The sequence below is a fragment of the Hyphomicrobium sp. genome, from assembly GCF_035572195.1.
GTDB lineage: Bacteria > Pseudomonadota > Alphaproteobacteria > Rhizobiales > Hyphomicrobiaceae > Hyphomicrobium_B.
In genome coordinates this window covers 13,557-34,518 of the sequence record NZ_DATNBA010000006.1, presented here as the reverse complement: position 1 = coordinate 34,518, position 20,962 = coordinate 13,557, and the positions used below count along the sequence as shown (strand labels likewise).

Below are 20,962 nucleotides of genomic sequence, written 5' to 3'. Positions count from 1 at the left end.
TGCGACTCGGGAGGCTTTATGTTGTCGTTCTCACTGGCCCGAGATTTGGAGCAGATAACAGTCCCTGCCAATTTTCTTGAACGGTGTTCAAATTGAAGCAACCTAAGCTTGTCGAGGGACTATTTGAGATTGCACCCGTGCTAGGTAGACAACCGTCAACCGGGGTGGATCGAGTCATTTTGGTTTGCCGGGCCGGAAGGCTATTCGGTGCCGATCCCGCCGGAAGGGTCTACACGGGCGTGCTGAAGGCAAATCCCAAAAAAATCGTCATGCGGTCGTCTCTCAAAGTTGCCTGCCAGGGGGGGCCGCACCGGCGCAGGCCAATGGCGCGTCAGCCTTCCCGCCGCGCCGTGACGACCGTCGGCATCTCCGGCGAAATCGACCCCGGAGCACGGCGTCAGAACACGACGATCTTTGTCGGTGGCAGACCTGTCGATATTGAAATTACCTATCTCGGGCCCTTGCCGAAGTGACCGTCGCACGTCATCACGTTCCGATGTCCATCGATAAGCGTCAGCGTCGCATCCTGCTGGGTGAAATCACGGGTGTTCACGGCATCCGCGGGGACGTCTTGGTGCGCAGCTTCACAGCCGCACCCGAGACCATCGCGGCGTACGGGCCGCTGACCGACGCGACCGGCGCCAAACAATTCGCACTAGGTCTCATACGCGTAACGAACAAGGGCATCGTGGCGCGTATCGATGGTGTCCGCGACCGCACGACGGCCGAAACGCTGCGCGGAACCAAACTTTACATCGACCGCGAGCGGCTGCCGGAGGCGGCAGCGTCGGAATACTACCACGCCGACCTGATCGGGCTGCATGCGATGGCGCCCGACGGTACCGAACTCGGAGAGATCGTTGCCGTGCAGAATTTCGGCGCTGGCGACCTTGTGGAACTGAAGCCGGCCGACGGGTCGCCGACAGAGTTCATCCCATTCGAAAATCAGTGGGTTCCGCATGTCGACATCGCGGCCGGCACCATCGTCATCAATCGTCCCCCTGAAGGCGATGACGACGTGCCCGACGACGATCGAGATTAGCGGCGAGAATTCTACACCTCACGTGCCTGAACGTTTGAGCAAGCCGTCTTGGATGGCCGCCTCGGAGGGCGGCCATGGAGTTGTGAGAAGGATGTTTCCTTCAGAATCGCAACCACGCTAGACCGGACAGCCGCGCACGAGCTTAGGCACGTCGCCGCTGAGCCCCGACGCTTCGCTGACGATCATCTGCTTGACGCTTCCCAACCGGTCGAGCATCCCGAGCCCGGCGCCACGACCGGCGCGGAGGACGATATTGTCGACACCGAAGAGGCGATTGAGTCCGTCGTAGACTGTCGCCGACATCATCGAATCGAAACGACGCCAGCGCTGATAGCGCTCGAGATGCGTGCCATCACCCAAATCGAGACCGAGACGCGCCGCATCCGCGACAACTTCGATCAGCGCCGCGGCATCACGCAGCGCCAGATTGACGCCCTGCCCGGCGATCGGATGCACGCCGTGCGCGGCATCGCCGATGAGGGCGAAGCGACGGGCAACCAGCTGGCGAGGCAGTTTGATGTCGAGCGGCCATGACTGCGGCGTGCCAACGAGTTCGATGGACCCGAACCGTCCGCCGATGCGCCGATCGAGTTCGGCAAGAAAGCCTTGATTGTCGAGAGCCATGACACGCGCCGCTTCTTGCGCCTCGGCGCTCCAGGTAATGCAGGCGCGGTTGTTCCTAAGCGGCAGGATTGCAAAAGGCCCACCGGGAAGAAAATGCTGGATCGCAACGCCGCCGTGCGGTTTGCTAAATTGGACCGTCGCGACGATACCGATTTGGTCGTAGGCCCAGCCGACGGTTTTGATGCCGGCCGCTTCCCGCAGTTTCGAATTCCTGCCGTCCGCCGCGATGCACAGCGCCGCGCTGATCGTTCGCTGATCGCGAAGCCGAACCTCCGCCGACCGCTCGGTCAGAGCCAAGTCATCGGCCTCGGCCGGCGCAATCCAGGTGACTGACGGTTCGTTCGCAATCGACTGATAAAGAGCCGCGCTCAGCGTGGCGGCGGGCACCATATAAGCTGCAGGACGACCATCCGGCGTACGCGCGTCGTACGTCAGCCGCGTCGGTCTCATGCCGTCCTGCAAGGCCGAATCCGAAATCTCAATCGAGATCATCGCCTCGGCTTCGCCGGCGATCGCCTGCCAAACGCCGAGACCTTCGAGAACGGCCTTGGCTCCGGCCCAGACAGCAAAGGCCCGGCCGTCGGTCGGCACGGCGGCCGGACCGCGAGCGCGATCGACGATCGCGATGCGCACGTCAGGTCCTAGCGCCTGTACCAAACCGCGCACGAACGCCAGCCCGGCATAGCTGCCGCCGGCAACGACGATGTCAAACTTTCCTTCAGGCTCCGAACCGTCGGCCACGCGGCATTACCTCGACTTGCTTTTCAATCTCAGCGTGACAGCTTAGGCCCGTCCCGCGCCGTTGTCTTCGCCCCCTCTCGTCATCGCAAACGATCCAAGAAAGTTGCTTATGACAGCCTTGCCCGCTCCCACTCCGGCGCTTGAGAAATTGCTCGCGACGCTGACGCTCGAGCCACTCGAAGACAACCTGTTCCGCGGCCCGCGGTCGAGTGAAGGCTGGCAGCGTGTCTATGGCGGCCAGGTCCTCGGGCAGGCGCTGGTCGCGGCGGCAATGACCGTGGACGCCAGCCGGACAATCCATTCGCTCCATGGCTACTTCCTCCTCGCCGGCGATCCGGAACGCGAGATCATTTACGACGTCGAACGCACCCGCGATGGCGGCAGCTTCACCACGCGGCGCATACGCGGCATCCAGCACGGCCGGCCCATATTCTCGATGAGCGCCTCATTTCACAAACAGGAGGAGGGTTACGACCACCAATCGGCAATGCCTGACGTGCCGCCGCCCGAATCCTTGCCCAGCGCCAAGGATCTAATGAGCGGTATGCTCGCAAATCTGCCGGAGGGTATGCGGGCCTACTGGCGCCGCGAGCATCCGATAGACGTGCGGATTGTCGACGCCTCGCGCTATGCCAGCCGCCAGCCGAAGCGGGCGACGCAGTCGATATGGCTCAAGACCAACGGAGCATTGCCGGACGCCCTCTACATTCATCAGGCTGTGCTGGCCTACGCGTCGGACTTCACCCTGCTCGACACGGCCCTGATCGCCCACGGCAAGCTTTTGTTTGATGGCGACATCCAGCTCGCGAGCCTCGACCACGCGATGTGGTTTCACCGGCCGTTCCGGGCCGACGGTTGGTTGCTCTACGTCCAGGACAGCCCGTCTGCCTTCGGCGCGCGTGGGTATTGTCGCGGAGCGATTTTCGACCTCGAGGGGCGCCTCGTCGCCTCTACGGTACAGGAAGGCCTGATGCGTCCACGGGAGACCGCATTCATGCCCAAATGACGGGCAAACTCCGTTCAGTGCACAAATTTCGTGCTTGTTTATTTCCCCCGCCGCCAGCGCAGCCGACCAGACGGCCAAGTTCCGGATTGCCTTTCAATAGCTTGAGCAATCGCGCCTGACTTGGCACGCGTCTTGACTCCCTCAACGCGAAGTCTCTCCCGCAACGTGTGGCGGGGAAGGCCGTTGCTGGAGCGTCCGGTTGCGACCGGAGCAAAGAGAAAAGGGGCGCCGATGAAGCTCATTACAGCGGTAATCAAGCCATTCAAGCTCGAGGAGGTCCGCTCCGCGCTGACTGATCTCGGCTTGCAGGGCATGACCGTGACGGAAGTCAAAGGCTACGGCCGCCAAAAGGGTCATACCGAAATTTACCGCGGCGCCGAATACGCCGTGAGCTTTCTGCCCAAAATCAAAATCGAAGTCGTCGTTCCCGACACGCAGGTCGACAAGGCGCTCGCCGCAATCCAGCGCGCCGCAAAAACTGGCCAAATCGGCGACGGCAAAATCTTCGTGTCGACGATCGAGCACACCGTGCGCATCCGCACCGGTGAAGCCGACGACGACGCGCTCTAAGGCCGAAAATCAATCCTGCATTTCGTTGGTTCAATCAGGGAGCACATAACATGACGTTTCGAACCATAGCGCGATGCGCGGGGGTCCTGGGGGCGCTCGGCGCAATCGCGCTGCTTATCGATCCGGCGCTCGCCCAGGACGCGGCAACAACCGCGGCCCCGGCCGCGGCACCTGTTGCCGCCGCCGCACCGGCCATCCCCGTGCCGAACAAAGGCGACACCGCCTTCATGTACATCGCCTCGGTGCTCGTTCTTCTGATGACGGTGCCGGGCCTTGCGCTGTTTTACGGCGGCCTCGTTCGCACGAAGAACATGCTGTCGATGTTCATGCAGGTCTTCGCAACGCTCTGCCTCGTCGCAATTATTTGGGTGCTCTACGGATACTCGATGGCCTTCACGAACGGCGGCGGGCTGAATAACTTCGTCGGCGGCTTCTCGAAGGCGCTTCTGAGAGGCGTCGATTCGACAACCGTCGCGGGCACATTCTCGAACGGCGTCTACATACCCGAATACGTTTACATCGTCTTCCAGATGACGTTCGCCTGCATCACGCCGTGCCTCATACTCGGCGCCGTCGCCGAGCGCTTGAAGTTCTCATCGATGTTGGTGTTCATGGCATTGTGGGTGACGTTCATCTACTTCCCGATTGCCCACATGGTCTGGTACTGGGGCGGCCCCGATGCGTTCGGCAATGCTGCGAAGGCCGTCGCGGCCGCAACCGGCTCTGCGAAAGCTCAGGCCCAGGCTGCACTTGACGCCGTGACGTCAGATGCCGGCATCGTCTTCAAGTGGGGCGCACTCGACTTCGCTGGCGGCACGGTCGTCCACATCAATGCGGGTATCGCCGGTTTGGTCGGCGCGCTCATTCTCGGCAGGCGCATCGGCTACGGCAGGGAAGCCATGCCGCCACACTCGCTGGTGCTGACCATGATCGGCGCTGCACTGCTGTGGGTCGGTTGGTTCGGCTTCAACGTCGGTTCGGGCCTCGAGGCCAATGGCTTCGCGGGCCAGGTGTTCATCAACACCTTCGTCGCGACGGCCGCCGCGGCTCTCTCCTGGATGATCGTGGAATGGATTGCCAAAGGAAAGCCGTCGGCGCTCGGTCTCGCATCGGGCGTCGTGGCCGGTCTTGTCGCGATCACGCCGGCCTGCGGTTTCTCAGGTGTGATGGGCTCGATCGTGCTTGGTCTCGTGGTCAGTCCGGTCTGCTTCGTCTTCTGCTCGGCGATCAAGAGCGCGCTTGGATACGACGATAGCCTGGATGTCTTCGGCGTCCACTGCATCGGCGGCATCATCGGTGCTCTGGGTACTGGACTTCTGGTCAACCCCGATTGGGGTGGCACCGGCATCGCCGACTACCTATCGAAGCCCGGCGAACTGACGACCGCCACGTACGACATGGTCGCGCAGATGACCGCCCAGGCCAAAGCCGTAGGCATGACGCTCCTGTGGAGCGGCATCGGCTCCGCGATTCTCTTCAAGCTGGTCGACATCGTCATGGGTCTTCGTCCATCCGAGGAGATGGAACGCGAAGGTCTCGACATTACCGATCATGGCGAGCGGGCCTACAACTACTGATCCTGAAAAAAGCCCGCGGCACGAGATCGAGCCGCGGGCGATCGCCTTCTCCTACCGCGTACCATTCGCGTATGGTTCTCCCTAGACGTTCTCAACTTGGGCCCGGCGGCACGACGCGCCGGGTCCTTTTTGTTGCCCTCAAATTTCGATGACGATTTCACTGGCGCGCGGCACCACTCCGAGCAAGCGGCGCAAATCGCGCTGGCTGAGCGCAATGCATCCATCCGTCGGAGGAAAGCCGACGCGCGCGACGTGCATGAAAACGGCGCTGCCGCGATTCCTGATCCTCGGCACGTCATTATAGCCGAGCACCACGATGACGTCGTAAATCCCGTCTGGACGCCACAGTCGTTCAGCACTTCGCGGGTAGGGTAGCGTGACGGAGCGATTGTAGTTCCGGTCGGACGGGCTGTCACACCAACCGTCGGTCATCCGCACGGCGCGAAGATCGAGACCCGTCCGCGGCCTAGTGACCATTCCAGGCTTGTAGAGAACACACCGTAAAGCATACCTCCCCCGCGGCGTCGCACCATCGCCTTCCCTCTTCAGCACTTTGACGCCGCCTCGTCCGAGGGCGCACGGGACATGAATGGGACCGAACTGCAGGCTTCCCCGCTTCGATGCGGCACTGATGGCTCTTACGATCAGTTTCTTCCGCGTCTTGGCCGGCCGCACCGACCGTTGCAACACCATCTGGGAACCGCCCATTCCTCTTGTCTGTTTCTTATCAAAGCCTATGTTGCCCCCGCGTGCGATGCTAGTGTCCCCCCGCCCCCGAGGCAGTCAAAAAAAACCGGAGACCCGTCCATGAGCACGGCCCGAAAGGTCCTTCTCGTCGACGACGATGATGATCTGCGCACGTCCTTGAAAGATCAGCTCGTCCTGCACGATGAATTCGAGGTCTCCGAAGCGGGTACCGCGACCAAAGGCATGGAAGCGGCCAAAAGCGGCAGCTTCGATCTCGTCGTGTTCGATGTCGGGTTGCCAGATATGGACGGTCGCGAGGCCGTCAAGCAATTGCGCAAATCGGGATTCAAAACTCCGATCGTCATGCTGACGGGCAATACGTCGGACGCCGATCAAATTTTGGGTCTCGATGCAGGCGCTAACGACTACGTTCTGAAACCGTTTAAATTTGCGGTCCTTCTGGCGCGCATCCGCGCTCAGTTGCGCCAGCACGAGCAGAGCGAAGATGCGATCTTCGCCATCGGCCACTACACGTTCAAGCCGGCCTCTAAACTTCTTATCGATCAATCCGGCAGCAAAATCCGGCTGACGGAAAAAGAAACGTCGATCCTCAAATATCTATTTCGTTCAGGAGACAAAGTCGTATCGCGTGACGTCCTCTTGCACGAAGTCTGGGGCTATAACGCCGGCGTCACCACGCATACGCTCGAAACGCACATCTATCGGCTGCGTCAGAAAATCGAGAAAGATCCTTCGAACGCCGAACTCCTGATCACCGAAAGCGGTGGGTACAAGCTCGCACCATGATCAATGGTGTTCGGGCGAATTCAGCGCACAGCCTGGTAGTGCCCTCATTGAAAGTTATTCAATTCGCTCCACAGAACGAGTCTGCGAGCTAACTGAATTCTTTCGAGCCGGGCCGAAGTCGTGTATTGGAAAGCTGTCCCTGCGCTTCATAAGTGCGGGCGTGCGTCGTGTCAGTCGCGTTCAGATATTCTAAATTCGTATTTGAATGGAGTCTTGACCGATGGCCATCGACGCCCTCGTCAAACCGCTTTTGTCTCTGCCGCTTTTTCGCGGCTTGCCGCCGTTGCAGTTGACGGAGATCGTGCGCCGCGCCGAGCGCGTCATCTATGCGCCGGGCGATGTCATCGCGGCGGAAAATCAACTCAGCGATGCTGCGATCGTGATCGTTTCGGGCAACTGCATCCGGCTCGACGATGACGGCGGCCAATCGCGCGGGGAGCAGCTTCCCGAAGGCTCGATGATCTCAGAGCTCGCGATGCTCGTCGAAGTAACGCACATATCGACGATCATCGCACAAGGCCCGGTCAAGGCCCTGCGAATGACGCGCGAACGCATGCGCGAATTGATGGAAGACGAGCCGGCGCTTGTGGAGCATTTTTCTGCGCACATTTTCGGCCGGCTGCGCCGTCTCGCCCAAGATCTCAACGCCGTGGATTCGGCTCTTGCAAGATCAGCTTCGATTCCACCACCACCGCCGTCACTCGGTTCAGCGGCAAACGGTCACGTCGTCCATTGAAAATGATCGCGAAAAATGATCAACGCGAGATCGGTTGTACCGCGCGTGATCAAAACAAATTGCTACGCTGAAAAGAAGAGCGCCCAGTCCCGGGGGGAGGGACTGGGCGCCATTTGCGCTTATCGCGCTCGGCATCGGGAGGGAAACCGATGCCAGAGGCGGCGTCTTCGGCTAGACGGGGGGCACTACCGAATACAGGGTGACGCCGCCTGCATACGGTTGAGTTAAGCGCAAAGCTTCAAAGTTCAATAGAGCCCCTGTGAGCTCTTCACGAAAACGTGATCAGTTATACACGCGCGTCCCGCGCTTAGGGATTGCGCCGGGTCTGAAGCGCAACACCTTGATTCGCTTCCAATATTGCTAGTTTGGCGTCGTTCTGTGCGCCCCAAGCTGTTGAATTTTAAATAAATTCGCATCAAGGTCGTCTGCCTTAACCAGTTGCGATAGCTCGATCCGCGTATCGAGTCCCTGGGCGTCGGTGGTTACCCACTCCTTCAATTCCATGTTCGGCTTTGTTGCCAGAAAAAGTTTAATCCGGCCCGGCGAGTCGGGACTTTTATCCTCGATTCCGAGCACAATCAAATCGTCAGCCTGCTGAACTTCGGTGATTTTCGCGTCTCGCAACAGATCGACATCTTTGCGCAGGAGCAGGCGGAACGGCGTCTGATCGAGAGCGACGCGATCCTCGTTGTTCAAGTCCAAATCCTGAATGGCGAGATATTCTCCATCGGAGACGATAATCTGCCTCGACGGCAGAGAATAATCGAAGCGGAAACGTCCGGGCCGTTTGACGAAAAACTTGCCCTTCATGCGCTTCTTGTCGGCACCGATTTGCACGAAGTCGCCTTTGAGACTTTGCAGCGACGCGAAATAATCGCTGACCTTCTGGACGAGTTTCGTCTGATGTGCGTCGAGAATAATCCCCGCCGTGTTGTTTGGAGCAACCTCGCCCGTCCAGCCATCGGTCGCAGGTTTTGCCTGTCCGGTTGGCGCCGCGGCAAGCGTTGCTGCGGGGCCATTCGGATCCTCAGCCAGAACGTCACCGGCGCACGCGACGAAAGCCGTCGCACAAGCCAACAGGCGCAAGAAATCCCTCATTCGTCTTCCCATCGCGGCCCCCGCGCCCCCGAGAGCCCCTTGAGGGCTCCGCGCGCATATTACGGTTTCGTCAAAGATTGCGTCCAGAACTAGGCGGGCTACGAGTTGTGCCCGTAGTGCGAATAACGAGCATAAGATTCGAAACTCAGGCCGCAGCTTCAGCGCCGTTGCGCGGCACCAGGATTTCGCGCTTGCCAACACCGTTCGCCGCGGAGACAAGGCCCTCGCGTTCCATCCGCTCGATCAGATCGGCGGCGCGGTTGTAGCCGATCGAGAGCCGCCGCTGAATATAACTCGTCGAGGCCTTGCCGTCTTTCAGCACCACCGCCACGGCCCGATCGTAAAGATCATCGGCGCCCGGCTCACGGGCTCCGCTTGCGATTTCTGATTGTACCGGCACGTCGGTGATGCCGGGGACGTAGGTCGGAGCCCCCTCACTTCGCAGCTCCTCGGCGAATGCTACGACTTCCTCGTCCGAGACGAAAGCACCGTGCACGCGCACGAATTGTCCGGCACCCGTCGAATAGAGCATGTCGCCCTGTCCGAGAAGCTGCTCGGCGCCCTGCTCGTTCAAAATGGTGCGGCTGTCGATCTTCGACGTGACCTTGAACGAGATCCGCGTCGGGAAATTGGCCTTGATCGTGCCCGTGATGATATCGACTGACGGACGTTGCGTCGCCATGATCAGATGAATTCCGGCAGCTCGTGCCATCTGCGCCAGCCGTTGCACCGATGCCTCGACTTCGCGGCCAGCAACGATCATCAGATCGGCGAACTCGTCGACGATGACGACGATGCGCGGCAGCAGCTCGAGATCCATTTTCTGCGTTTCGAACCGCGCCTGGCCCGACGTATCGAATCCCGTTTGAACCGTGCGCGATAGAATTTCGCCGCGCTTCTTGGCATTACGGATACGGTTGTTGAAGACATCGATATTGCGCACCGAGAGCGCCGCCATGCGCTTGTAGCGCTCTTCCATTTCGCGCACGACCCAGTTGAGTGCGGCGACGGCCTTGTGCGGATCGGTGATCACCGGCGTCAGGAGATGCGGAATGCCGTTGTAAACGGAGAGCTCCAACATCTTTGGATCGATCATGAGCATGCGGCAATCGTCGGGCGTATGACGATAGAGCAACGAAAGTACCATTGCATTGATACCGACGGACTTGCCGGAGCCGGTCGTTCCAGCGACGAGCAGATGCGGCATGCGCGCCAGATCCGCCACGACGGGATCGCCGCTGATCGACTTGCCGAGCCCGAGCGGCAGCGTCGCGGTATTCTCCTTGAAAGCCTCGGCTTCGAGAATTTCGCGCAACAACACTGCTTCACGCCGCGCATTCGGCAATTCAAGACCAATTGCATTGCGACCCGGCACGACGGCGGCACGGACGCTCGCGACGCTCATCGAGCGCGCGATGTCTTCGGCAAGCCCGATGACGCGCGAAGACTTCGTGCCGCGCGATGGTTCCAGTTCGTAAAGCGTCACGACGGGGCCGGGACGAATGTCCTTGACCTCACCCTTGATGCCGAAGTCGGCCAGCACGTCTTCGAGCAATCGCGCATTGCCGCGCATCACCGTTTGCGAAAGCTCAGGCCGCGGCTTCGCGGCCGCCGGACGCTTCAGCATATTGAGCGAAGGCCGCCGCCATTGTGGCTCGGCTCGGCCGCGCGCCAAGCTACCGAGGAGTCCGTTTGTCGCCCTCGGAGGCGGAGTGGGAGCGGTCGGCGGAGTTGCCTGCCTTTGTACTGACGGCGGTGGCATAGGCCGAACAATGCCGGCTGAAGCCGGAGCGAAGCGCGCTGCGATGGCGGCACTCGAAGCGTCGATCTGGTCATCGAATTCGAAGCCAAGCCCTAATTCATCCGAAGCGTGGTCGGGCTCCCCCTCGTGCGCGCCGAAGTCCGGCGGCGTCGGCAGCGTATGAGCCGCAAACTGATGCTCATCATTCAGCGGAGAGTCATCGCCTTGCGCGGCGGCACCGGCTCCGACCTCGTGAGGAACCTCGAGTCCAATATCGCGCCGGTATCGAGGCGCCAGGGTTGGCACGACGTCGGTGTTGAGCGACGGTGCATCGAACGGCGCCCTGTCGCTCAGCCTTATGTCCACATGAGCCACCTTTGCGGTGCGCGACCACGGCCACCCGAACCGTCCGGCCCCATCGTCGGGCATCGTCTGCCGATGCTCGACGGGCTCCGCTGGCGTGCGCGCCTCCGTAAGCGCGCGGCGCCAGGCCGTCGCCAGTGAACTGAGCATGGACTTGACCACGGTCTCGGGTTCAAAACCGATGGCTCTGCCGGACATTTGGACCGCTGCGACGGCGAGCACGAGCCCCGCCGCCAACGGCGCCCGCTCTTCATTGACCACGCCGAACAGCTTCACCACCAGATGAAACAATCCATCACCCAGAAGGCCACCGAAACCATGGCGCAGCGGCCAGCCGTCAAAAATCGGAAGCGCTGAAATAGCGCCGGCCAGCGCCAGAACGGACAGCGGATAGAAGCCGAGCTTCGAGCGGCCGGCGACGACACGCTCGGACCTGAGCATCTCGATGCTCCAGACCAACGGCGCAATCAGCGCCAAGGCTGCGGCAAAGCCGAGCGTCTGAAACAGGAGATCGGAAACGATAGCACCGACGGGTCCGGTGAAATTGCGCGGCACGGTCGTCGTCGCGTGCGTCAGGCTCGGGTCGAACACCGACCACGTGACGAGGCTGATCCAAATGGTCGACGTCGAGACGAGCAGAAACGCTCCGCCGAAGCGGCCGAGCCAGCCTAAAAGCCGGTCCTCCAAAGACTGCGGCAACAGCCGCTGAGGATCGATCCCTCGCGTATCGAGCGACATCTGCGCGAACGAACTCTTTTAACGCAGCACGGAAATCGTGCGTTCGAGCGCTTCCCGGATCGACGCGGGGATCCTGCACCAAAACGACGCGCAAGTGTCCGCGCCGGTATTGGGGCCGTTTCGGCTGGTCTAGCCAGAAAGCTGCCGCGGTAACCTTGACGCTTGTGCGTTTCCATAAGGTTACCGCCGCGTCAGCGCCGTCCTCAAATTGGCTCATCTTGAGCCAAAGGCGGTTGCTTGTTCGGCAGCAATACATGTCCCCTAGCAGGGTGCTAACACATTGTTGGCAATAGCGAATTTATAATCGCAACGCCTTCAGCGGCGCACGCGTGAGAGGCTCTTCGATGCCGGCGCCCCGAATGTCCGGCGGAAATCGTGCGCGAAATGGGCTTGGTCACAGTATCCGGCCACGTGCGCCGCCCTCGTGAAGTTGCTTCCCGCCACCACCTCGCGCAGCGCCGCGCGCATTCTGGCCCAGGCGAGATAGCGTCCGTAGGGAACGCCGACTTCGTCTTTGAACACGTGCTGAAAGCGCGACGCTGAGAGCCCAGCCGCCTGTGCGGCGCTCAGAACGGACGGCCTCGGCTCCTGCCAATCCTCGCCGTCAGACTCATCGTTGAAAGTGAGCGCTTCGACGGCGCGCGCAATGCGCCGATCCATATGCCGCCGCGACCTGCCTCTCGAGAAGTCGACGAGATCATCGATCGCCGACCCCACCCAGCGCGGGCTGTCGGGATCTTCATAGAGCGCACGGATCATCGACAGCTCACCGCGCATTCCGATCAGCGCACCGGGGACTTCGCGCGTCTCGCCGACAAGGGCGGCGAGTCCCTCGACCGAAGCAACATTGGGTTCGACATAGACGACGGCCAGCGGCCGGCCCGCGGAATTGAATTCATAAGCCGTGCCGGCACGAATGACCGCCATCCGGCAAAAGAACCAAGCCGCATCGCCAATTTTCAATTCGAAATCGTCATAAAGGCCCGCGAGCAGCACGGGCGCGCTGTGGCTGTGCAGTGCGTTGCGATGCAAGCAGCCGGCAAACAACATGCGGCCATTTCCGATGTGCCAGAGCGGCTCAGCAGGTTCATACAAGCGCGCATCTTCCTTCACGTCTAACCCTCGCATGGCATGACCCGTACGCCGCAAGGCCGCCCACAACTAACGAGGAGCAGGATAGATGGAATTCTCGTCTTTCGACATCAATCGCCGTAAGCTTTTGTCAACAACCCTTGCTCTGGCTGCCGTACCGGCTGTGACGCTTGGATTTGGCACACATGCGCACGCGGCGGCAGCGAGCCTCGGCGCATGGCAACCCAAGTTCTTCAGGTTCAAGCTCGGTGCCTTCGAGCTGACGACGATTTCCGATTCGGAAGCCTTCATCGACGGCCCGTTTCCGCTCATCGGCGCCAACGCCAACGAAGCCGATGTTCAAGAGTTGATGCGCGCCAACCTTTTGCCCGAAAGAAAATACCAGCCGGGATTTTCTCCCACCATCGTCAACACGGGCAAGGAACTCGTCCTGATCGATACTGGCAATGGCTCGAACGGATTTGTGCCGCGCCCTAATGGAGGATGGCTCGCGACACAGCTTGGACCCGCGGGCTTCAAGCCTGAAGACATCGACATCGTCTTGCTGAGTCACGGCCATCCCGATCATATCGGCGGCGTCATTGAGGGCGGTAAGCCGCTATTCCCCAACGCGCGCTACGTCATCGGTCAGGTCGAGCATGATTTCTGGGCGCCCGAAGGAAAGCTCACCGGCGACCTCGAAAATTTCGCATCGGTCTTTCGGGCGAACTCGAAGCCGGTTGCCGAAAAGTTCAGTTTCATTAAGCCCAGTGACGATGTCGTGACGGGTATTCGAGCGATCGAGGCTTCGGGCCATACGCCCGGCCATCTCGCGTTCATGATCGAAAGCGAAGGCAAATCGATTTTATTCTGGGGTGACTGCGCGCATCACCAGGTCGCGTCGCTGGCGCAGCCCAACTGGCACTGCGTGTTCGACGTCGACAAGCAACAAGGCGCCGCGACCCGCCGGCACATGTTCGATATGGCGGCGACAGACCGTCTCGCGGTCATCGGCTACCATATGCCGTTCCCATCGATCGGGTACGTCGAACGGATTGCGCCGGATAGCTATCGCTGGTTGGCGCACAGCTACCAACTTAATCTGTAGCGTCTGCTCTTTCCGCAAAGAAAGTGACGGGCAGGCCGAAGATATTCAGCCTGCCCTTTTATTGCCTGTCGGGTTTCAGCCGACGCGGAACACGGCACCCGCGACCGACCGGGCCCGCTCGCGGACGCGATTTCCGTCGTTGCCGGATTTGACGATCCACCGGCCATTGCTGGCGCGCCCGGTGATGATTCCGACGTGATGCGGCCATACGACCACGGCGCCGACCTGCGGGCCGCTGGATCGTCCGTAACGCCGCCAGTTGGCGGCAAGATTATATTCCGGACCGCCGCCGAGCTGGGTCCGCATCCACCAACCGCACCAAGCGCCTGGACGGCCCCCTACTGAGCGGCCGCTCGAAGCGTACGTGCGGCGACCGTAGTGGTGGCGCTGCGCGTACTGGCGCTGGGCGCCCTGACGATACGCATTCCGGTGCGAGTAGCCGCGATGTGCGTACCGCCGGTTCGAATAGCCACGCTGTGCATACTGGCGGTGCGAGGATCTATGATTTGAGTACCGGCGCTGCGAATATTGGCGATTTGAATATCGCCGCTTGCCGCTCCAATTCGAGTGCGAGCGCTCGATACGGCCATCGTTATTATCGCCGTAATATGGATTCGCTTCCGCCGATGCGGTTCCGACGATCGCCGCCAGAGCCAACACCATCGCGATTAAACTCAATCGCATACTAACTCTCCTTCACTTGTCTTCACAAACGGCGCGCATCCAGCGTCGCAAGGAGGCGAAAACAAGGGGGGATTCGACGCGCGACATATCGTCGTCGGGACGCACAACCCGTACGCGAAACGCGATTCGCTTTTGGTTATTCGAACGTTAACTCTGTCTGTTCAATTGCAGATGAGGACGATCTCTACTCATGAGCGAGGAAAGTGTGATGATTGATTTCCGAATGTCGCAAAGCGTGATCGAATAGTGACGACGTAATTCGGTTAATTCCATCGCTGATCTGCGGCAATCGCACGCAGTTTCGCGTCATATATCGGCAATTGAGGGAGACGAATTGAATGATGGAATATCGACGGCTTGGTGCCTCGGGACTTACCGTTCCTCTTCTCAGCTTTGGTGCGGCGACATTCGGCGGCGCGGGCGAATTCTTCAGCGCATGGGGTACGACCGACACCGCCGCAGCACGCCGCATGCTCGATCTCTGCCTCGACGCCGGCGTGACGTTATTTGATACCGCGGACATCTATTCCGACGGCAATTCTGAAACGGTTCTCGGCGAAGCCTTGAAAGGGCGGCGCGACAAAGCCCTCATCTCGACGAAAGCAACATTCCGCTTCGGAAGCGAGCCGAATGCCGTCGGATCATCGCGCTATCATATATTGAAGACATGCGAAGATGCGCTTCGTCGTCTGCAAACCGACTACATCGATCTCTTTCAACTCCACGGCTTCGACGCCATGACGCCGCCTGAAGAGATTCTCGCGACGCTCGATCAATTGGTCCGCGCCGGAAAAATTCGTTATGTCGGCGTCTCGAATTTCTCTGGCTGGCATTTGATGAAGTCGCTGAACGTCGCGGACCGATATGGCTATCCGCGTTACGTCGCGAACCAGACCTACTATTCGCTGATTGGCCGCGACTACGAGTGGGAGCTGATGCCGCTCGGCTTGGATCAGGGAATCGGCGCCATTGTTTGGAGCCCACTCGGCTGGGGCCGGCTCACGGGCAAAATACGCCGCGGGCAGCCGCTGCCGGAGACAAGCCGCTTGCACAAGACGGCAGATAAGGGTCCGCCGGTCGAAGACGAATACTTATTCGGCGTCATCGATGCTCTCGACAGCGTCGCGAAAGAAGCGGGGAAATCGATCCCGCAAGTCGCTCTGAATTGGCTGTTTCATCGCCCGACCGTTTCGAGCGTCATCATTGGCGCGCGCAACGAGCAGCAGCTCAAGGATAACCTCGGCGCCGTTGGCTGGAATTTGACGGCGGATCAGATCAAAAAGCTCGACGCTACGAGCGCGACGGCCAAGCCCTATCCATATTGGCACCAGAGTGGTTTCTCGGAACGCAATCCGCCGCCCGTGTAGGCCGCAGCCGGTCATATTACGCGCGGCGATTTGGAACTTTCGACATTGAGAGACGTAGCATTGAGATCGTGCTCTCGCCGCGAAAGTTCTGGCAAGAGGCTGCATCTTAAAATGACTCGCGCGTTCGCCGCCGTCCTCGGAATCGCTATCATAATGGCAGCTTCGATCACTTCTCTCACTGCCGCGGATAATGGCAAGCAGGTGGGCTTTGGGCCCAATCCGCAGCTTCCCAAGCCTGATCAGAGCTTGGTTCCAACGATCAACGTTGCGAGAGCGGTCGGCTGGACGATCGGCGAAAAACCTTCAGCGCCATCTGATCTCGCGGTAACGGCGTATGCCACGGCTCTCGATCATCCGCGCTGGATCTATACCCTGCCGAACGGTGATGTGCTCGTCGCTGAAACGAACGGACCGCAGCGGCCGCAAGACGGCAAGGGTCTCAAGGCGTGGTTTGCCGGATTGTTCCAGACGTTCGCCGGCGCCTACGCGCCCAGCCCTAATCGCATCATACTATTGCGTGGCGTCAAAGCCGATGGCTCCGCCGAAGCCAGACATATTTTTCTCGAGGGACTCAATTCGCCATTCGGAATGGCTCTCGTCGGCAATACGCTCTATGTCGCCAACACCGACGCTCTCGTTAAGTTCGAATATCATCCGGGCGACGCGCGTATCACGACACCCGTGATCAAAGTCGCCGATCTCCCAGCCGGTCCAATCAATCACCACTGGACGAAAAACGTCATCGCCAACGCCGACGGTTCGCGCCTTTACGTGACCGTTGGATCGAACAGCAACGTCGCCGAAAACGGCATAGATAAAGAAGCCAACCGCGCCGCCATTCTCGAAATCGATCCGAAGACGGGGGCCTCGCGCCTTTATGCGTCCGGCCTGCGCAATCCCAACGGCCTCGGATGGGATCCGGCAACGGGCGCATTGTGGACCGTCGTCAACGAGCGTGACGAATTAGGCAACAACCTCGTTCCCGACTATCTGACGTCTGTCAAAGACGGCGCGTTTTACGGTTGGCCCTTCAGTTACTTCGGTCAGCACGTCGATGATCGGGTAAAGCCGCAGCGTCCTGATCTTGTGGCGAAGGCGACGGTGCCGGATTACGGGCTCGGCGCCCACACCGCTTCGCTGGGGCTCGCGTTCTCATCGGAACGCTCGCTGCCGGAGCGGTTGGCTCATGGCGTTTTCGTCGGTCAGCATGGGTCGTGGAACCGCAGCACGCCGAGTGGCTACAAGGTCATCTTCGTCCCATTCGCCGATGGCAAACCGGCGGGTGACCCGCAGGATGTGCTGACAGGTTTCCTCGACGCGAGCAGCAACGCTCGCGGCCGCCCCGTTGGAGTGGCAATCGCCGCCGACGGCGCTTTGCTGGTAGCCGACGATGTCGGTGACACGATTTGGCGTGTCACCGCTAATCGCCGGACATCAGCGCTGACTCCGCAGAACTAACTAGCGGATCAAACACGTCCCATTCGAACGTCGTCTTCTGGATTGGCGCCAATCTTGTGGATGGATAAGTCCGCGCCGCGACGTTCCTCATCCGGCGACATTCGGAATCCAAACACGCGATCGACGACGCCATAGACAATCGTTCCCGCCACGAAGCCAAACGCCGCCCCGCCGACAGAACCGACGAGCTGCGATGCGAACGTGACGCCGCCAACACCGCCCAGCATTTTGAGGCCGAAAATACCGCAAGCGATTCCGCCCCACAGGCCGCACAGTCCGTGCAGTGCCCAGACACCCAGCACGTCGTCGATCTGCCACTTGTTGGTGGAGACTTGGAACATCATGACGAATAAACAGCCGGCCGCGCCGCCGGTAATGAATGCTCCAATCGGATGCATGACATCCGAGCCCGCGCAGATCGCGACTAATCCAGCGAGCGCGCCGTTATGCACGAAACCTGGATCGTTCCGGCCCGCCACGAGTGCCGCAAGGATGCCGCCGCACATCGCCATCAGAGAATTCATCGCGACGAGACCGGAAACGGCCGCAAGGTTCTGCGCGCTCATAACATTGAAGCCGAACCAACCGATGCAGAGCAGCCACGAACCCATCGCCAGCCACGGGATCGAAGATGGCGGCGGACTGATTGCACGGCCGCGATCGTAGCGTCCGATACGGGCGCCGAGTTGACGCACAGCTGCCAGCGCCGCCCAGCCGCCAAAAGCGTGAACGACGATCGAGCCCGCGAAATCCTTGAAGGGTGCGCCGAGCACCGCATTGAAGAAGTGATCCTGCAGCCCGTAATTTTTGTTCCAGACCACGCCTTCGATCAGCGGATAAGCCAACCCGACCATCAGCGCCGTCGCCACACACTGCGGCACGAATCTGGCGCGTTCGGCGATGCCGCCGGAAATGATCGCCGGTACGGCAGCCGCGAACGTTGCGAGGAAGAAGAATTTGACCAGGTGATAACCCTGATCGGTGCTGATCGTCTGAGCGCTCGCGAGAAACGACACGCCGTAAGAGAGTGTGTATCCAATAGCGAAGTACGCCGTCGTCGAGATCGCGAAATCGGCCAGGATCTTGACGAGCGCATTGACCTGATTTTTGTGCCGGACGGTACCAACCTCGAGGAACGCAAACCCTCCGTGCATTGCGAAGACGAGGATTGCCCCCATCAATAGAAAGAAGACGTCCGCACCCTGTTGCTGTTCCATATCCCCGAACCGTGCCCCCTTTTTATGCTTGGTTCTTGTGCCTCCGCCTTTTGAACAAGCGAACAGCCGACCAAGCGGGCAAGTTGATCAAGAATTATGCCAAGCACTTCAGGCGCAGTAACAGCCTGTATTTACACGGTCAGCCGCGCTCCGGCATGTGTTGGATAAATTGAAACGCCTAGAAAACCAGCAAGCTGCCGGTTCGCTATGCCCAACTTCCAGGCAGCTCAATTTTTGATTTTGCCGGTGACGCCGCTCAACGAATGCGCCGAGGATTCAAATAGAGGTCGGCTTCCTGACGCTGGATATCCGGTTTCAATCGGCCGGCATAAATCTCCCGAGCCAGCCGCCTCACGTGGCGTCGTGCCTCGCCGTTGAAGACGATCATGCCGGCGAACAACTTCATGACCATCAGGATGCGCGGATCTGCGTGATCGCCGCGCAGCTTGCCTCGCCATTTGCCGCCGATCGTGAGCACGGCGCCGTCGAGGTGCCCCACATGTTCGCCATGCTGATCAATGAGCGTGTAGTCGCCGCCGATATTGATGACGTCCCGCTTGAAATGATAAAACTTCGGCGCGCCTTCATGCATGATGAAAAACGAGAAGCGCTCCGGGAGCAGCGGCCACTTATGTCCGGATCGCTCCAGATAAATGATGAAATCATCGTCGCTGGTGTTGATGGAAAAGGCGGTGATCGGAAGGCCGCTGGCGCCAAGCGTTTGTTGAATAGAGCGGCCGAGCATCATGTCCATGCTGGCCTTCCAGTTCAAAGTCTCCGAAAAAAGTTTGAAGACGAGCCGCTTGTCGGTGCCGGTGGCGTCGTTCCACAGCTCCTTGCGATAGCCGAGCACGCCGGTGCGCTCTCCGTTCTCGATAATCTCGGCGAAGATATCCATGTCGGTTGTGAATTGGCGCGACTTGCCACGGTTGCGTTCCCGCTTCCAGAAGCCGAACTCGATCGAGTTGAATGGCGTGATCCAGACTTCGACAAGAAAGTTATGCCACGTCTTGCGCGCCAATGCCGCTGCGGCCTTGTCGGTTTTTTCGAGCTTCGAAACCGCTGCCTTGGTCTTGCTCGCGTTCTCCAGCGCCTCTTCGCGCGCGTCCCGCGCTGCCTCCGATGCGGCGGCGTTAGCCTCGGCGACGGCTGGATCTTTCTTCTGAGCAGACGCAGTCATTTTGGCCCCCATGGCGTCGACGTAAACATCGCGACCGAATCAGCGATGAACGTAACATTGCGCTTCCGCTTTGATGTGGCGGGGGCAAAATTGCGGTGGGGAAAACAGGCTTGAAGACCCGGATTTCACCAATATCGATTCGGCCGAATGCCAAACGCGGGGCCGAGACAACCGATCGCATACGAGGCAGCCTTGGCGCTTCGTCTTACGTTGCGGAGCGCGGTGGTGCGGGAAAATGGAAATGCCACGACGGCGACCAAAACTCCGACTATCGCCGATCCGAACTTATTGAGGGCGCTGAGGGTCAGCGTGATCGCCCCCCGCCAACTGCCAAGATTCTTTAGGTATCTGTAATTCGTCGTCGTCCCGACTCGGAAAGATCGCATGCACTGATAAGACAACGCCTGTCGTTCCGGCGGAAACTCTTCATATACGGCGGCGTCTTTGACATTGATGATGCGCGCCCCGCTCTGAGCGGCGCGCATAAAATATTCGCTATCGCTTCCGCCATGCAGCATAGCCTCATCGAAACGCAAGGATAATGGCGCGTCCGCTATCCATGAACGGAAGATGACATTGCATGTTGGACAGGTCGGCCGATCACGCGCCTCGCCATAAACATTGGGAACAATCCAACTTTCTGCACCGGCGCGTGCACCCTCAGCCGTCGCCGCCTGAACGACCCCGCCGGACGTAACGTCGGCACCGTAATGAACGGCACATGCATGCAACCGGGCGATCCAATCCGGCGGTGCGATTTCGTCGTCGTCGATGAATACGATCCAATCAGGCGTCAGGGTCTTCGCCGCCTCGAGCGCCGCGTTTCTGGCGGCGGGTATCCCGGCTCTCGGTTCGTGAACGTAGAGAACCGGCACGTCGCCGTTCTGCCGGTGCGCGACCGTTTCTCGCTCTCCGGCGTCGCTGGAATTGTCGACGACGACGAAACTAAGACTGAGCGAGCCTTCAGGTACGCGCTGAGCGAGAAGGGAATCGAAACATCGGAGGAACATGGCCCGCCGATTCCTGGTGCAGATACAGACAGTGACGCGATCCGGCGGTCCCGACGAGCCACAATTCTGGTACGCCGCATCGGTTTTCACGCTCGACCTACCCCGAAAACTGGCCCAATTCGCCCAACAAATCGTTT

The 20,962-nt window shown here is 60.0% G+C and carries 19 protein-coding genes; 10 read left to right on the top strand and 9 right to left on the bottom strand.

Annotated features, from left to right (window positions below; genetic code table 11):
* The first annotated feature begins 323 nt into the window (after positions 1–323).
* Positions 324–473, top strand: a complete 150-nt coding sequence (locus VN623_RS01040; RefSeq protein ID WP_325567205.1) for a hypothetical protein — start codon at positions 324–326, stop codon at positions 471–473.
* Entirely contained in the window at positions 470–1,042 is a 573-nt protein-coding gene (gene rimM, locus VN623_RS01035; protein ID WP_325567203.1) for a ribosome maturation factor RimM, read from the top strand. Before VN623_RS01040 ends, rimM begins: the two co-directional genes overlap by 4 nt.
* Before the next feature lie 117 nt (positions 1,043–1,159).
* Here rimM and VN623_RS01030 read toward each other — a convergent pair whose 3' ends face one another.
* Positions 1,160–2,407: an FAD-dependent monooxygenase gene (locus VN623_RS01030; RefSeq protein WP_325567201.1), complete on the bottom strand. Its 1,248-nt coding sequence runs from the start codon at positions 2,405–2,407 to the stop codon at positions 1,160–1,162.
* A 109-nt stretch (positions 2,408–2,516) separates the two neighbouring features.
* Between VN623_RS01030 and VN623_RS01025 the strand changes: the two genes are divergently transcribed.
* The 3 genes from VN623_RS01025 (at position 2,517) to VN623_RS01015 (ending at position 5,560) form a co-directional block, all read left to right on the top strand.
* Positions 2,517–3,413, top strand: coding sequence for an acyl-CoA thioesterase II (locus VN623_RS01025; protein WP_325567199.1), 897 nt, complete (start codon positions 2,517–2,519; stop codon positions 3,411–3,413).
* 231 nt (positions 3,414–3,644) lie between these two features.
* Positions 3,645–3,983 carry a P-II family nitrogen regulator gene (locus VN623_RS01020; protein WP_325567197.1) on the top strand — a complete coding sequence of 113 codons (339 nt, stop codon included), beginning with the start codon at positions 3,645–3,647 and terminating at the stop codon, positions 3,981–3,983.
* Between the two features lie 50 nt (positions 3,984–4,033).
* Positions 4,034–5,560, top strand: a complete 1,527-nt coding sequence (locus VN623_RS01015) for an ammonium transporter (RefSeq protein WP_325567194.1) — start codon at positions 4,034–4,036, stop codon at positions 5,558–5,560.
* Between the two features lie 138 nt (positions 5,561–5,698).
* Here VN623_RS01015 and VN623_RS01010 read toward each other — a convergent pair whose 3' ends face one another.
* Positions 5,699–6,253 (bottom strand): L,D-transpeptidase family protein, encoded by a 555-nt coding sequence (locus VN623_RS01010; RefSeq protein WP_325567213.1) that lies wholly within the window; start codon positions 6,251–6,253, stop codon positions 5,699–5,701.
* 114 nt (positions 6,254–6,367) lie between these two features.
* Here VN623_RS01010 and VN623_RS01005 point away from each other — a divergent pair, with 114 nt between their 5' ends.
* Positions 6,368–7,054 (top strand): response regulator transcription factor, encoded by a 687-nt coding sequence (locus VN623_RS01005; RefSeq protein WP_325567192.1) that lies wholly within the window; start codon positions 6,368–6,370, stop codon positions 7,052–7,054.
* 220 nt (positions 7,055–7,274) lie between these two features.
* On the top strand, positions 7,275–7,790 hold the full coding sequence (locus VN623_RS01000; protein WP_325567190.1) for a cyclic nucleotide-binding domain-containing protein: 516 nt from the start codon (positions 7,275–7,277) through the stop codon (positions 7,788–7,790).
* A 360-nt stretch (positions 7,791–8,150) separates the two neighbouring features.
* On the opposite strand, the gene VN623_RS00995 is transcribed toward VN623_RS01000, so the two are convergent.
* From VN623_RS00995 to VN623_RS00985, 3 genes are all read right to left on the bottom strand, one after another.
* On the bottom strand, positions 8,151–8,888 hold the full coding sequence (locus VN623_RS00995) for a LolA family protein (RefSeq protein WP_325567188.1): 738 nt from the start codon (positions 8,886–8,888) through the stop codon (positions 8,151–8,153).
* Between the two features lie 145 nt (positions 8,889–9,033).
* Positions 9,034–11,730: an FtsK/SpoIIIE family DNA translocase gene (locus VN623_RS00990; RefSeq protein ID WP_325567186.1), complete on the bottom strand. Its 2,697-nt coding sequence runs from the start codon at positions 11,728–11,730 to the stop codon at positions 9,034–9,036.
* Positions 11,731–12,045: 315 nt separating this feature from the next.
* Positions 12,046–12,843, bottom strand: a complete 798-nt coding sequence (locus VN623_RS00985) for a helix-turn-helix transcriptional regulator (protein ID WP_325567184.1) — start codon at positions 12,841–12,843, stop codon at positions 12,046–12,048.
* 67 nt (positions 12,844–12,910) lie between these two features.
* Between VN623_RS00985 and VN623_RS00980 the strand changes: the two genes are divergently transcribed.
* Positions 12,911–13,909, top strand: a complete 999-nt coding sequence (locus VN623_RS00980; RefSeq protein ID WP_325567181.1) for an MBL fold metallo-hydrolase — start codon at positions 12,911–12,913, stop codon at positions 13,907–13,909.
* Positions 13,910–13,984: 75 nt separating this feature from the next.
* Here the strand turns inward: VN623_RS00980 and VN623_RS00975 are convergent, their stop codons facing one another.
* Positions 13,985–14,593 carry a hypothetical protein gene (locus VN623_RS00975; protein WP_325567179.1) on the bottom strand — a complete coding sequence of 203 codons (609 nt, stop codon included), beginning with the start codon at positions 14,591–14,593 and terminating at the stop codon, positions 13,985–13,987.
* Between the two features lie 341 nt (positions 14,594–14,934).
* Between VN623_RS00975 and VN623_RS00970 the strand changes: the two genes are divergently transcribed.
* Both VN623_RS00970 and VN623_RS00965 read left to right on the top strand, forming a co-directional pair.
* Positions 14,935–15,960: an aldo/keto reductase gene (locus VN623_RS00970; RefSeq protein WP_325567211.1), complete on the top strand. Its 1,026-nt coding sequence runs from the start codon at positions 14,935–14,937 to the stop codon at positions 15,958–15,960.
* A 153-nt stretch (positions 15,961–16,113) separates the two neighbouring features.
* A complete protein-coding gene (locus VN623_RS00965) occupies positions 16,114–17,418 on the top strand; it encodes a sorbosone dehydrogenase family protein (protein ID WP_325567177.1) in 1,305 nt (434 codons plus the stop codon).
* Positions 17,419–17,426: 8 nt separating this feature from the next.
* Here VN623_RS00965 and VN623_RS00960 read toward each other — a convergent pair whose 3' ends face one another.
* The 3 genes from VN623_RS00960 to VN623_RS00950 all read right to left on the bottom strand — a co-directional run bounded on the left by VN623_RS00960 (position 17,427) and on the right by VN623_RS00950 (position 20,915).
* Positions 17,427–18,635, bottom strand: a complete 1,209-nt coding sequence (locus tag VN623_RS00960; protein ID WP_325567175.1) for an ammonium transporter — start codon at positions 18,633–18,635, stop codon at positions 17,427–17,429.
* A gap of 256 nt (positions 18,636–18,891) precedes the next feature.
* Positions 18,892–19,815, bottom strand: a complete 924-nt coding sequence (locus tag VN623_RS00955; protein WP_325567173.1) for a hypothetical protein — start codon at positions 19,813–19,815, stop codon at positions 18,892–18,894.
* Positions 19,816–19,940: 125 nt separating this feature from the next.
* Positions 19,941–20,915 carry a glycosyltransferase family 2 protein gene (locus VN623_RS00950; RefSeq protein ID WP_325567171.1) on the bottom strand — a complete coding sequence of 325 codons (975 nt, stop codon included), beginning with the start codon at positions 20,913–20,915 and terminating at the stop codon, positions 19,941–19,943.
* Between the last annotated feature and the right edge of the window lie 47 nt (positions 20,916–20,962).